Below are 14,081 nucleotides of genomic sequence, written 5' to 3'. Positions count from 1 at the left end.
CTATTATGGCAAAAATTATAAACATGCCCCGTCTTAGTGACACGATGGAGGAAGGTACTGTAGCTACGTGGCTTAAAAATGTTGGCGATAAAATTGAAGAAGGCGATATACTTGCCGAAATAGAAACGGATAAAGCCACGATGGAGTTTGAAGCCTTTGATGCAGGAACACTATTGTACGTTGGTGTAAAGGAAGGCGATACTGCCCCTGTAGATTCGGTACTTGCCATTATAGGAGAAGAAGGAGAAGACTACCAAGCATTGCTTGATGGTAAAGCAACTTCTTCTGATGATGAAGAGGAAAAGAAAGACGAGAATACCGAAACCGAAGATAAAAAAGAAACGAAAGAAGAGGAACAAGAGAAAGAAGAGAAAACTACTGAAGCTAAAAAAGAAGCTCCTGCAAAATTACCTGAGGGTGTTAAGGTAATAACAATGCCCCGCCTTAGCGATACAATGGAAGAAGGTACAGTAGCAACATGGTTAAAAAGCGTAGGCGATAAAATTGAAGAAGGCGATATACTTGCTGAGATTGAAACGGACAAAGCTACTATGGAGTTTGAAGCCTTTGATGCAGGTACACTTTTAAAAATTGGTATTCAGGAAGGCGAATCGGCTCCTGTAGATAGCGTTTTAGCCATTATTGGTCCAGAAGGAACAGACGTTTCTGGTGTAGCCGAAAATTATGGTAAAGATGGCGGTGATGCTCCCAGTAGTGACACATCGGAATCAAAAGAAGAAAAAAAATCAGACGATACTTCAGAAGTTAAAGAAACTACTGATAAAGAAGTAGCTACAACTAATGATGGCGATAGAATATTTGCTTCGCCATTAGCACGCAAAATAGCTGAAGAAAAAGGAATTAACCTTAACGATGTAAAAGGTACGGGCGAAAACGGTCGTATCGTTAAAAAAGACATCGAAAACTATACACCAAAAGCAGCGCAATCTGCTGAAAAAGCACAGCAGCCTGCGGCACAGCAAGCTACAGCTCCTGCTTATGTTCCTACGGGAGAAGAAAGTACTGAGGAGGTTAAAAACTCGCAAATGCGTAAAGCAATAGCGCGTAGTTTAGGGAATTCTAAATTTACCGCTCCAGAATATAGCTTAACTGTAGAGCTCGATATGGATGCAGCTATCGCATCAAGAGGTGTAATAAATGCATTGCCAGAAACCAAAGTATCGTTTAACGATATGGTTATAAAGGCAAGTGCCATGGCATTGCGCAAGCACCCACAAATAAATACCCAGTGGAAAGATGATGTAACCCTATACCACCACCATATTAGTATTGGTGTTGCTGTAGCTGTGGATGAAGGATTGGTAGTACCCGTACTTAAGTTTGCCGATAACATGAGCCTTTCGCAAATAGGGGCAGGCGTTAAAGAGTTGGCAGGTAAAGCAAGAAACAAAAAGCTACAACCTAAAGAGATGGAAGGGAGTACCTTTACGGTATCTAACCTTGGTATGTTTGGTATTACAGAGTTTACCTCTATTATCAATCAGCCTAACTCAGCCATACTATCAGTAGGTACAATCGTACAAAAACCAGTAGTTAAAGATGGACAAATTGTAGTAGGTAACACCATGACGGTTACTTTAACGTGCGACCACCGTACTATAGATGGTGCTACTGGAGCGCAGTTTTTACAAACATTAAAACAATACATAGAGAATCCTGTAACAATGTTAGCATAATTGACTGTTACAGCACTCAAACTATATGCCCGCTCTGTTTTTCAGGGCGGGCATTTTGTATGCCAATGGTTTAATTTTTCTTATTTTAGCTACACAAAATTTATAGTATGAAAATAAAACTCTTTTTATTGTGTATTGCGCTAAGCTTCGTGAGCATATCGCATGCTCAATCACAGGAGCAGAAAGGCTATGTTGTAAACGAAGAACAAGTTGCTGCAACGTTACGATTTCTATCGTCAGATGCGCTAGAAGGGCGTGATAGTGGTACCGAAGGCATAGCAAAAGCAGCTACATTTTTAGAACAACTCTTTAAAGAAAACGGTGTACAACCCTATTTTGCCACTTACAGAGATACACTATCCAATTATAATAAGCCTGCTTACAATATTGTAGGCTATCTTGAGGGCAACGACCCTGAACTAAAAGAGGAATATGTAATTATAGGCGCACATTACGACCATATTGGTATGGCTACCAATATGACTAATGGTGATAAGGTATATAACGGCGCCGACGATAATGCATCGGGTACTACAGCCGTTACCGAGTTAGTCCGTTATTTTGCTACAACAAAAACCAACAAGCGCAGTATACTATTTTGTTTTTTCTCGGCGGAGGAAAAAGGATTGCTTGGGAGCTATCATTTGGCTGCAAAGCTCAAAAAACAAAGCTTTAGCCCGTATGTAATGCTAAATTTCGAGATGGTAGGTGTACCTTTAGGAATGGACATTACGGCATATGTAACAGGCTATAGTCGATCGAACGTTACAGAGAAGATGAATGAATACGCTGGTGAAAAGTTATTTAGTTATACCGATTTTGCAGTACGTTACCAGTTATTTAAGGCATCGGATAATTATCCTTTTTATTTGGAGATGAATATCCCTGCGCATACCGTATCTACCACGAATATGAATACGTTTAAATACTACCATCATTTGGATGATGAGTTTGAAAATATGGATACCAAGCACATGGCATCGTTTATGCAAACCATGCTGCCTGTAATTACACAAATGGTAAATGCATCAACACGCGAAATAGTTTTAAAAAAATAATGAAAAACATCATAATAACAGGCACCAGTAGGGGTATAGGCTACCAAATGGCGTTGCAATTTGCCAATGCAGGGTATCAGGTGCTAGCGCTATCGCGTAAAGTGCCCGAAACCCTAAAGCAGCATAAAAACATTACTTGTATTAGTGCCGATATTTCGGTAACTGATAATTTACAACAAGTAACACAGTTTATAACCACCACTTGGAAACAGGTAGATATAATAATCCATAATGCGGGGGCATTACTGTTAAAACCCTTTGCCGAAATTACCACTAGTGAGTTTGAATATATTTATAAAGTAAATGTATTTGGTGTGGCAGCCCTAAACCAAGCTGTATTGCCTTATATGCTTAAGGGTAGCCATGTAGTAACTATAAGCAGTATGGGCGGAATACAAGGCTCCATGAAGTTTGCAGGGCTATCGGCATACAGTTCTAGTAAAGGTGCTGTAATAACATTATCTGAGCTTTTAGCAGAAGAGTATAAGGAGCAGGGTATTGCTTTTAATGTACTGGCTTTGGGTGCTGTAAATACCGAGATGTTGCAGGAAGCCTTTCCAGGTTACGAAGCGCCCTTATCGGCAAAAGAAATGAGTGATTATATTTGTGATTTTGCCCTTACAGGAAATAAATTTTACAACGGAAAAGTATTGCAAGTGTCATCTAGCACACCGTAGCAAATTAGTTTATAGTGAAGCATATAATTGCACCCTACATACCCGAACATGCTGTTGATGCCGTTTTTGAACTTATAAAAACCTATGGCGTAAACCTAAAAATAGTAAACGAGCGTGTTACTAGGCATGGCGATTATAGGCGAGATGGTAATGGTATGCACCAAATAACGGTAAACGCTAACCTAAATAAATATCGTTTTTTAATTACACTGGTACACGAAATTGCACATTTGGTGGCGTTCCAAAAATACGGACGTGCTATAAAACCACACGGGCAAGAATGGAAGCACACATTTCAGCATCTAATGGTTCCGTTTATCCGTCCCGAAATCTTTCCAAACCAATTATTACCACTATTAGCACGGCATTTTAAAAACCCGAGAGCAAGTAGTGATACCGATGCAACATTGTCTATTGCGTTAAAGCAATTCGATGAAAAGTCGGAAAAGAATTATATCTTTGAGATTCCCTATGGTAGTAATTTCCGTATTCACAACGGTAAAATTTTTAAAAAGGGTGCGCAGCGTGTAAAACGCTTTGAGTGTTTGGAAATAAGTACAGGAAAAATATATTTGTTTAACCCCAATGCAGAGGTAGAGTTACTGCCTTAACCGTATTAAAAAGAAAAATATCTGTTGGTGGCGGCATGGATACTATCTTTATTAATATTTAAACAACAAAACAATGAATAGTAATTACTATGCAGTGATAATGGCAGGTGGTGTAGGGTCTAGGTTTTGGCCTGTTAGTACCGAGCAATTCCCAAAGCAGTTTCATGATATGTTAGGAACGGGCGAAACACTCATCCAAAAAACCTTTAGCAGGCTAACCAAGCTTATTCCATCCGAAAATATATTTATCCTTACTAACGAAAAGTACAACAATCAAGTACTAAAACAACTACCAGCAGTAAAGCAAGAGCAGGTAGTGTTGGAGCCTGCTATGCGCAATACGGCACCGTGTATACTATACGCATCATTAAAAATAAAAAAGAAGAACCCCAATGCTGTTATGGTGGTAGCACCAAGTGACCATTGGATAGAAAACGAGGATGCTTTTATAGCCAACTTAAGCCAATCGTTTGCGTATGCTGAGCAAGAAAATGTACTCATGACGTTGGGCATACAACCAACGTTCCCCAACACAGGTTATGGTTATATAGAGTATAATAAAGAAGATACAAGTGCCATAAAAAAAGTTTCGCATTTTAGAGAAAAGCCTGATTACGAAACGGCTAAATCGTTTTTAGATAGCGGTAACTTTTTATGGAATGCGGGTATTTTTATTTGGAGTATAGCTGCTATAACAGCAGCTTTTGAGAAATTCCAGCCTGCAATGTATCAGCTTTTTTGTAATGGGTACGAAACCTATAATTCTGAAGCAGAAAAAGCATTTATTGAGGAGAACTATGTAAAGTCCGATAACATATCCATAGATTATGCAGTAATGGAAAATGCAAGCAATGTATATGTAGTACCCGCTACCTTTACTTGGAACGATTTGGGTACATGGGGCTCTTTGTACGAAAAACTGGATAAAGATAGCAACAACAACGCTATAGTTAATGCTGAGGTTTTTGTAGAAGATACCAACAATACTATTATCCATACCGATGGTGGTAAAACAGTAGTGGTAAATGGGCTTGATAACTTTATAGTAGTAGATAGAGGCGATGTACTTTTAATTTATCCTAAAGATAAAGAGCAGGAAATTAAAAAATTCATCAATATAGTCCCTCAAAAATAATAACAGAAAACTCATTTTTTGGGTAGGGTATACCCGTTTTTAAATGTTTTACTAAATCAGTATTGTAATATGTAACCGACTAGCAATGTTGATTATACGTGTCGGGTTTAAAAACACATTCATGATTAACTACCCACCTGCCAAAAAAACAATAGCAGTTTTTACACTCCTATTGTGTACGCTATTCTCTTACGCACAATTACCCGATTTTACACTAACCGTAACGCCAACACCACAAACATGCTTGGGCAACGGTGCATTGTCGTTTACCGTTTCGGGAACCGACCCTGATGCCTCATTAGATTATTCTGTATACTTACTGCCCAATACGGCTACACCAATAACAGTTACAACTGATGCTATTGTAAACGGACTTTCTGCGGGCAATTATCTTGTAACTGCTACGCAATCGTTAGGAGCATTATCCAATACCAGTTCAGCAAACGCTACTATTACCAATGAGGTAACAACGCTAACGTACAATCTTATTCCAACAAAAGTACAATGTGGTAACGATGGTGCTATTACTGTTAATGTACTAACAGGTAATGCAGCATCGTACGAAATACTATCAGGACCAGTAACAGTACCCGAGCAAGCCTCTAATGTTTTTAATAATTTACCCGAAGGGCTTTACTCTGTTAGGGTTTTTGATAATTGTGGCGAGGCTGTAGTAGTAACAATACAAGTTGTTCAGGATACTACCGCTATGCTAATAACTAGCCCTGTGTTTTTTGGTGGCGAGTTACCCAATTGTAATACCATAACAGTAGGTAATAACTATGTAGCACTATCTGGTAACAGCATTTTTTTTCCGCTAACATTCCAATATAGTGTTTATCCTCCAGGAGGTGGCGCGCCTACTATAATTACCGAAAATGTACCTACGGGCAGCTTAACCAACCCCAACCTTGTAACCACTACAATTCCTTTTTATAACGACCAAGAATATTATTACGATATTTTGGTTACTGATGTTTGTGGTAATACCTTTACACAAGATAATAACATAGTAAATCAAGGGCTATCATTTGAAAACCTTATTGATAATGAAGGTTGCGATGATAATTCGCTTACGATACAGCCCCGAAACTTTGTGGGACCTATAACAATAAATTTTGATAGTGCACCAGTAGGGTTTAACCCAACAGATTATAATGCCAACCATCCTAATTTTGATGGGGAAGCAGAGTATGATACAGACGACCTTGTTCCGTATGGTAGTTACACCGTAACCATAGCAGATGCATGCGGCAGAAGTTATACTGAGGAATTTGAAATTACTGCGCCAGAGGTGCAACCGCAGGTAACAATACAAACCGATTGCGGATCGGATGATGGTAATGTTATTATTGAAATTAATGCCAGAATTATAACAGATATAGTAATAACCGCAGCACCTGCTGCTTATGGTACTGTACCTGATAATGTAACGGATTTGGTAGACGATGAAGGTATTTTTACTATAGTAGATATACCTTTGGGCGATTATACTTTTGTTATAACCGACTCCTGCGGTGTTGAATACACGGAGGAGGTAGAAGTTGAAGTTGTAGGGAGTAATAATCTTGCTATAAGCTTATTTCAACGCCCAGGTTGCGAAGAAGGTTTTGGCTCAATACGCTTAAACGCATCGGGCGATTTTGAGATAGTAACCTTAACCAATGGTCCTGCAGCATTCAGTACAACCTACCCTATAGATGTATCAGAAAACATAGCCTCTAATGGTGGCTTTTATATGAACTCGTTACCCGAAGGGAGTTACAGCGTTTCAACTATTGATAATTGTGGCGTAGTGCGCGAAAGACAATTTAGCGTTACAGGTTACGAAATTACTATTAACAATGTAACAGTACTACAATATTGCGGTTCGTTTCAGGTAGATGTAGACCATTTTAGTAATGGTAACTACATACAATCATTTTGGCTACAACGCTATGATGAGGTTACCGATACATGGGGCGACCCTGAAACAGGTACTGCTTATGAATCGGGATTACCAAATAGTGATAACTCCGACAGTATTAACATAAATGCCTCTTCAGACGATTTGCCGTTCTACGCTGCAACAGGCGATTTCCGTGTAATAAAAACATTCTTTACGTATGCTAACGGTACCGCATTCAATTCGTTATGTTTTGATGTAATAGATACCTTTACCTTTACAGGAGCACCTGTTATTACCAACGTATACAGTTTTCCTTGTGCTGATGACTTGACTGAGGTAGCCCTAGAAGTAGAGGGTGTAGCACCTTTTGCATACAGTATAACCTCCAAAAACGGAGAACCATTTTTAATAGATAATGGTACATCTAATATATTTTCGGGCATTGAGCCTGCGGATTATAATTTTAGAGTAACCGATGATTGTGGTAACATCCTTAATGCACAATTTAGCATTAATGCTGTAGACCCATTGGTTGTTTCGCCTTCTGGATTTTGCGATGGCGAAGAAAGTACCCTTTCTGTACAACCCTTATCATTCCTAACCTACGAATGGTATGAAGAATCGGATCCTGATACCATATTAAGCAATACCAATATACTTACTTTCCCCGCCTTTAATGCTGTAACAGATGCAGGAACTTACTTTGTAAATATAATGGCAGCTAACGACAGTTCGTGCATGAATCAGTTGCTGGAATACGAAGTAGCACCTACTGCACTGCCCAATGCAGGAGAGGATGTAGATGATATTACATTGTGTAACGCAGGAGCTACAATTAACTTAGCAGATTACTTAACCAACCCACACGATGTTGGCGGTACTTGGGAGGATATCAATGCTACAGGAGCGTTAACAGATAATATGTTTGACACCGATGGTATATTATCAGGAAAATATACCTTTAAGTATACCGTAAACGGTTTATGCGATGCATCTGACGAGGCATTAATAACTGTAACACTAAACGACATACCCGATGTACCTGTTGTAGAGGTTGTACCACCCCTTTGCGAGGGCGGAACAATACAACTTTCCGTTACACCAGTTGCAGGAGCAAGCTACCAATGGGTAGGGCCCAACGGTTTTACTGCCACAACTAATAACTCCGTTATAGCTGATGCTACACTTGCTGCCTCAGGAGAATATAGTGTTACAGCTACTGCAAATGGTTGTACATCTAACCCTGCCACTGTAGCTGTTACAGTAAACAGTATACCAGACTTTGAAATACAGGGTGAAACAGCGTTATGCGAAGGGCAGAGTACAGTAATAAGCGTTAATCCGCAGAACTTTACAGTAGGCGATGTAACTTTTGAGTGGTATTTTGAAGGAGAATTACTTACTGAAGTAACGAGTGATGTTATTGAAATTTTTGATATAGGAAATTATGAAGTACTCGTAAACAACACTACTTGCGAAACTTTACAACCCGTAACTATTACGCAAAATACAGTAGGTTTTGATGTGGTGCTTGAGGATGGTTGTAACGATTTTGAATACGTTATTAGCATAGCTAACATAAACGAAATGGCAGGTTCAGAATTCCAATGGTCTGGACCAGATGGTTATAATTACATAGGCGAACAGGCTGTAATTACCAACCTAGCTACTGGAGAGTATACGGTTACTATAACCAATCCTGATGGTTGTAGTGCAGAAGCTGCAATAATTGTAGATAATACGGCGTGCATTATTCCGAGAGGAATCTCGCCAAATAACGATGGTTACAACCAAAACTTCGATTTATCGAATTTAGATGTACGTGATTTACAGATATTCAACCGATACGGATTGCAGGTATACGAAAAAGTAAATTACAGTAACGAGTGGTATGGGCAAAGCGATAAAGGCGAACTGCCCACAGGCACGTACTTTTATGTAGTAACACTATCGGCAGGTAAAAAAGTTACAGGCTGGGTATATTTACAAAGAGAAGCAAGGTAAAAGGAATAATAGCTGTTTAGTCTTCCGCGTCTTCAAGTAAACTTTCACGTACTTTTTTGAAAAGATCTGAAGAATATACAAACGTAACTACAGATCTTTTTCGTGTTTCGAGTATCTCCTCGTTAGTACCTTCCCATTCTTTAACCCCATGTTGCAGGTACACAATTTTTTCGCCTATCTGCAACACAGAGTTCATATCGTGGGTGTTAATTACCGTAGTTATATCGTATTCTCGTGTAATTTCTTGTATTAACTCATCAATAACTATAGCCGTTTCAGGGTCAAGCCCCGAGTTGGGCTCATCACAAAACAAATACTTAGGGTTGTTTACTATTGCACGTGCAATGGCTACCCTTTTCTGCATACCACCAGAAAGTTCTGCTGGAAATTTTTTATTCGCGTCTTCAAGGTTTACCCTTTCCAATACTTCGTTTACACGTTTTCTAATTTCTGATTTTCTATTTTTGGTAAACATCTTTAACGGAAAAGCTACATTATCTTCCACCGTCATCGAGTCAAACAAGGCACTCCCCTGAAATACCATACCTATTTCGGTACGCAGCGTTCTTTTTTCGTCGTCAGAAAGTTTGGAATAAATTCTACCATCAAAAGATATGGTTCCTTTATCTTGTTTGTGTATACCTAACAGGGTTTTAATCATAACGGTTTTACCCGATCCACTTCGCCCAATAATAAGGTTTGTTTTTCCTGTTTCAAATACAGTTGATATCCCCTTTAGTACCTTCGTGTCGCCAAACGACTTCTCTATGTTTTTTATTTCTATCATTAGCTTAAAAGTAATTGGGTAATAATATAGTTTACAAGAATGATAACTACACTCGTCCACACAAACGATGTGGTACTAGCCTTACCAACTTCTAGCGCGCCACCCTTCATGTAAAAACCATGAAAAGAAGGTATGGTTGCGAGTAGCATACCAAAAATAAATGTCTTTAAAAAGGCATAAAAAACATGAAACGATATAAAATCGGTTTGAATACCCGTTATAAATTCGTCAAAACCGATAAAACCACCGTAAACTCCTGCCATAAGACCACCGAATATACCCAAGAACATTGATATTGCAATAACAAATGGGTATAATGAAAAAGCGACTATTTTAGGGAATACAAGATAGTTAATGGCATTTACTCCCATAACTTCTAATGCATCTATTTGCTCGGTTACACGCATGGTACCGATACTGGATGTGATGTACGAACCTGCACGTCCTGCCATAATTATAGAAATAAAGGTAGGGGCAAACTCAAGTATTACCGACTGTCGGGTAGCAAATGCAATAAGCTGTTTGGGTATAAGCGGATTGGTTAAGTTAAGTGCCGTTTGTATGGCTACAACCCCTCCGATAAAGAAAGATATAAAAGCAACAATACCTAAAGAGCCGATTATTAAATCGTCTATTTCTTTAAATATCAGCGGTTTCATAACCTTCCATTTGGTAGGCTTATTAAATACTTCCTTTAACATTAGGAAATACAATCCTATTTGGTGTAAGGCTCTTATCATTTAATATAAAAATATCGGCTAAAGTACCGAATTGTAAACACTTTTTGATAATTGTTAATAGTTTTTTAATACTATTACTACTAAAATAGTTTAGCTTTCATTTTTTTCCAGCGGTAGTTCCTTATAAATTTAGCTTGCTCATTAGTTACTAATAGGGGTTTGTTTTGTTTTTTTGCCTTTAAATAACCCCCAATATAGTCTGCAAAAAGTAAGGGTTTCTTTTTGCGTATTGCTAGCTTAGCACTTGCTATAGCAGTAATAATAAAGCCATATCCTAAAGTATAAAAGGCTTCGCCTTGCTTGTGGCGTGCTTGTTTGGTATAGCTTGCTCCTGTAGGTTTTAGGTGTTTTACTTTTAGGCTGCTTATGGTTAGTACCTGCCACCCATAGTATTTTGCCAACAATTCGTCTGCAGTATCCCAGCCCATGGCAGGCTTTAGTTTTCCTATTTGCAAAAAGCATTCTTTTCGGTAGGCTTTAAACGCCCCCCTTATGTGGTCTTTATCAGTAAGATTTTCCAATACCCACTCGCCATTTTGTTCTGTGTAGGCAAAACCTCCTACCATACCTACTTTTTCGTTTTGCGCAAACGTTTCTAGTATTTTTTCAAAGTAATTGGGTGGTACTATAAGGTCGGCATCTAGTTTTACAATCACATCGTACGCTTCATCCACAGTATTGTAACCTGCCATAAACGCTTGTATTACTTTACTGCCAGGCATGTGTGCTGCATTGGATGTTGTATTCACTAACGTTAGCCATGAATATTTCTGGCAAAACGATTCGGCAATCTCAGCAGTAGCATCCGTAGAATTATCGTTTACTACAACCGCTTTATCGGGTGGTATGGTTTGCGTTGCCAACGATTGGAGCATACCACCAATATAGGCAGCTTCGTTATAAGCAGGTATGATAACGTAATATTTCATATTAGTGCCGAAGTGGATGCAAATATGGTTATTTTTTGGTAATTTGCAGCCGTAAAAAACATATATATTTATAATGAAAATAACCCTATTTTTTATATTAATATCTGTAAATATTTTTGCTCAAGTTGCAAACCCTCATCAAGCTTCTCCACTAGGAGCAGAACGTGTTTCAAATTTTACGGTATCTGATGCAGGTAACGATAGGTTAGAAATTGCAAACGGTACATTAATTGGAGGAAGGTTTATACCTACCTTTTGGTCATACAGAGATACCGATAATACTTTTTCTATGGTTTTTACCTCATCAATAGCTTCTAATTTTGATACAGGTAATTCACCTTTAATGCTTTTTACCACTACAATAGCTACCCAGCCTGATTTTAATGCCCCAACAACTGGTAATTTTGTTTGGGGACCTTCTGGAACATACCTTCCTATCTCTAACAGACCATTATTTGAATGGAGAAATTCTTCGACTAAACTGATGACTATAGCAGCAAATGGAAATGTAGGTATTGCTACAAACACACCTACTGCACGATTACATAATAACGGTAGTGTACGTTTTGAGAATCTTGGAAATGCTATGACGCCTGTATTTATGTTGGGTACAGACGCTGTCGGCAATGTATTTGAGTATCCTGTACCAACAGGGGGTACAGGAGGTACAAATGATATTGATTGGTTGAAACCAGATAATGTTATATCAACCAATATTGATGATGTAATTTATACAAACGGAAGCGTAGGAGTTAATGTTCAAACTCCTTCTTCAAATTTGCATATAGATGGAACTGTAAGGTTTCAGAACTTGCCTAATAGTACAAGCCCTGTATTTATGCTTGGTACGGATGCCAACGGTAATGTTTCTGAATATGAAGTCCCTACAGGCGGTGATGGCAGTACTAATGATGCTGATTGGTTAAAGCTAGATAATTCAGTTTCTTTTTCGATAAATGATGCTATTTACACTAACGGTAAAGTAGGGGTAAACACTAATAATTTCCCATCAGTTGTTGGAGATGAGGATGTTAGTTTTTATAATCTTTTTGTTACGGGAGGGATACTTACAGAGGAAGTAAGGGTTGCACTGGTTAGCGATTGGGCAGATTATGTTTTTAACGAAGATTATAAATTACCTACATTGCAAGAAGTTGAAAATCATATTAAACAAAAAGGACATTTAATTAATATTCCCTCAGAAGAAAAGGTAAAAGAGAGTGGTATCGAATTAGGTGAGATGAATAAACTGTTGCTTGAAAAAGTGGAAGAGTTGACCTTATATCTGATTCAATTAAACAAAAAGATAGAACAGCAGCAAAAGCAAATTGACAAACTTAAAAGAAAAAGAAATGAAGAGTAGTTTATTATTCTTGTTTTTTATGTATATAGGTTTTTTAAACGCAAAGAATCCATCAATAAGTTTTTTAGAGAAGCCCGAAAGTGATAGTACCTTTGTGTTTACGTCTATTTTGCTAGGCCAATTTACAACAAATTGTGATCTTGAGATAATACTGAATAATCAAGAAAGTAACCTTATTTATTTATACTGGGCTGCAAATGCTATAAGAGTAGGTGATAATTACAGAATTGCTAGTAATTCTGGTTCAAATATCGTTATGAAGGCAGGTAAGGTAATTGTTCTTAAGCCAAGCACTAATATACTGAAGGGAAATCATTGTTTAGCAAGGATAGAGCCATGCATACCTTCATGTAAAGATAATTTTATTATAGATAAAGTATTCACTCCAAATGGTGATGGTATTAATGATTATTGGAATGTACACCATATTGAAAATATAAGCAATATAGAAATATTTATTTTTGATCGTTATGGAAAGCTAATAACAACTGTAAAGCCTAAATCTAGAGGTTGGGACGGTACTTTTAATGGTTATAGGTTACCAGCTACAGATTATTGGTATTTATTTAGATATGACGATTGCTATGGGAATAGGTTAGAATTAAAGTCTCATTTTAGTCTTGTGCGTTAATTTTTTCAGCATAAATAATATAATACCTAGGAATAAACATTCGCAATATAGGGCGTATTCCTATTTTGTCAGATGGATTCGTCCATTTTTGACGATCTTTAATAACCCAGCCAGTTTTTTCGAGTAGCCAGTCCAATTGCCAATCTTCAAATTCATGATAATGTCTGTCCCACATATCAGTTTTACTTCTATAAGCAGGGCTAAACCAGAGTTGTAAAGGCACCGAAATAACGAGTTTGTTGCATTTGATGTTTTTAAGAATAGTATATGGATTTAATAGGTGTTCAAATATTTCAAATGCTGTAATCACGCTGTAATTTTTTTCTTGTAACATATCGTATTTCTCGTCTAAATCTTCACCGTTTGTATTCACAACATCAAAGCCCTCATCTCTCATTATTAACGAAAATGGATTTTCAATGCCCAAGTCAAGTATTTTCTCGGATACATCAATGTGTTTTTTTAAAAATGCTAGCGTATGGTTATATCTTTTATGTGGAAATGTTTTTTCGTACATTTTAATTGTTTTTTCTTTTCCAAAAATAAAGAAAAACTATATCC

The 14,081-nt window shown here is 37.8% G+C and carries 12 protein-coding genes; 8 read left to right on the top strand and 4 right to left on the bottom strand.

The genetic code is table 11. The features are described 5' to 3' along the window. Window positions 1-5 precede the first annotated feature (5 nt). From K1I41_RS01145 to K1I41_RS01120, 6 genes are all read left to right on the top strand, one after another. Window positions 6-1,697, top strand: coding sequence for a pyruvate dehydrogenase complex dihydrolipoamide acetyltransferase (locus tag K1I41_RS01145; RefSeq protein ID WP_220640860.1), 1,692 nt, complete (start codon window positions 6-8; stop codon window positions 1,695-1,697). Window positions 1,698-1,804: 107 nt separating this feature from the next. Continuing rightward, the gene (locus K1I41_RS01140; RefSeq protein ID WP_220640859.1) at window positions 1,805-2,755 is read left to right on the top strand and encodes a M28 family peptidase; all 951 of its coding nucleotides are present in this window, start codon (window positions 1,805-1,807) and stop codon (window positions 2,753-2,755) included. Next, window positions 2,755-3,432, top strand: coding sequence for an SDR family NAD(P)-dependent oxidoreductase (locus tag K1I41_RS01135; RefSeq protein ID WP_220640858.1), 678 nt, complete (start codon window positions 2,755-2,757; stop codon window positions 3,430-3,432). Before K1I41_RS01140 ends, K1I41_RS01135 begins: the two co-directional genes overlap by 1 nt. Window positions 3,433-3,446: 14 nt before the next feature. Next, window positions 3,447-4,043, top strand: coding sequence for a SprT-like domain-containing protein (locus tag K1I41_RS01130; protein ID WP_220640857.1), 597 nt, complete (start codon window positions 3,447-3,449; stop codon window positions 4,041-4,043). A 73-nt stretch (window positions 4,044-4,116) separates the two neighbouring features. Then, window positions 4,117-5,178 (top strand): mannose-1-phosphate guanylyltransferase, encoded by a 1,062-nt coding sequence (locus tag K1I41_RS01125; protein WP_220640856.1) that lies wholly within the window; start codon window positions 4,117-4,119, stop codon window positions 5,176-5,178. A 121-nt stretch (window positions 5,179-5,299) separates the two neighbouring features. Continuing rightward, window positions 5,300-9,070: a T9SS type B sorting domain-containing protein gene (locus K1I41_RS01120; protein ID WP_220640855.1), complete on the top strand. Its 3,771-nt coding sequence runs from the start codon at window positions 5,300-5,302 to the stop codon at window positions 9,068-9,070. A gap of 16 nt (window positions 9,071-9,086) precedes the next feature. Here K1I41_RS01120 and K1I41_RS01115 read toward each other — a convergent pair whose 3' ends face one another. From K1I41_RS01115 to K1I41_RS01105, 3 genes are all read right to left on the bottom strand, one after another. Then, a complete protein-coding gene (locus K1I41_RS01115; RefSeq protein WP_220640854.1) occupies window positions 9,087-9,857 on the bottom strand; it encodes an ABC transporter ATP-binding protein in 771 nt (256 codons plus the stop codon). Then, entirely contained in the window at window positions 9,857-10,597 is a 741-nt protein-coding gene (locus K1I41_RS01110) for an MlaE family ABC transporter permease (RefSeq protein ID WP_220640853.1), read from the bottom strand. The genes K1I41_RS01115 and K1I41_RS01110 overlap by 1 nt, the downstream gene beginning before the upstream one ends. An 80-nt stretch (window positions 10,598-10,677) precedes the next feature. Next, window positions 10,678-11,526, bottom strand: a complete 849-nt coding sequence (locus K1I41_RS01105; RefSeq protein WP_220640852.1) for a glycosyltransferase family 2 protein — start codon at window positions 11,524-11,526, stop codon at window positions 10,678-10,680. A gap of 73 nt (window positions 11,527-11,599) precedes the next feature. On the opposite strand from K1I41_RS01105, the gene K1I41_RS01100 reads away from it, so the two are divergent. Next, entirely contained in the window at window positions 11,600-12,889 is a 1,290-nt protein-coding gene (locus K1I41_RS01100) for a hypothetical protein (RefSeq protein WP_220640851.1), read from the top strand. Continuing rightward, window positions 12,879-13,520, top strand: coding sequence for a T9SS type B sorting domain-containing protein (locus K1I41_RS01095; RefSeq protein ID WP_220640850.1), 642 nt, complete (start codon window positions 12,879-12,881; stop codon window positions 13,518-13,520). Before K1I41_RS01100 ends, K1I41_RS01095 begins: the two co-directional genes overlap by 11 nt. On the opposite strand, the gene K1I41_RS01090 is transcribed toward K1I41_RS01095, so the two are convergent. Further along, entirely contained in the window at window positions 13,504-14,037 is a 534-nt protein-coding gene (locus K1I41_RS01090; RefSeq protein WP_220640849.1) for a class I SAM-dependent methyltransferase, read from the bottom strand. The two genes, K1I41_RS01095 and K1I41_RS01090, sit on opposite strands and share 17 nt — an antisense overlap. Window positions 14,038-14,081 lie beyond the last annotated feature (44 nt).

Source organism: Flavobacterium litorale (assembly GCF_019613795.1).
Lineage (GTDB): Bacteria > Bacteroidota > Bacteroidia > Flavobacteriales > Flavobacteriaceae > Flavobacterium > Flavobacterium litorale.
This window is presented reverse-complemented; position numbering and strand designations above follow the sequence as displayed.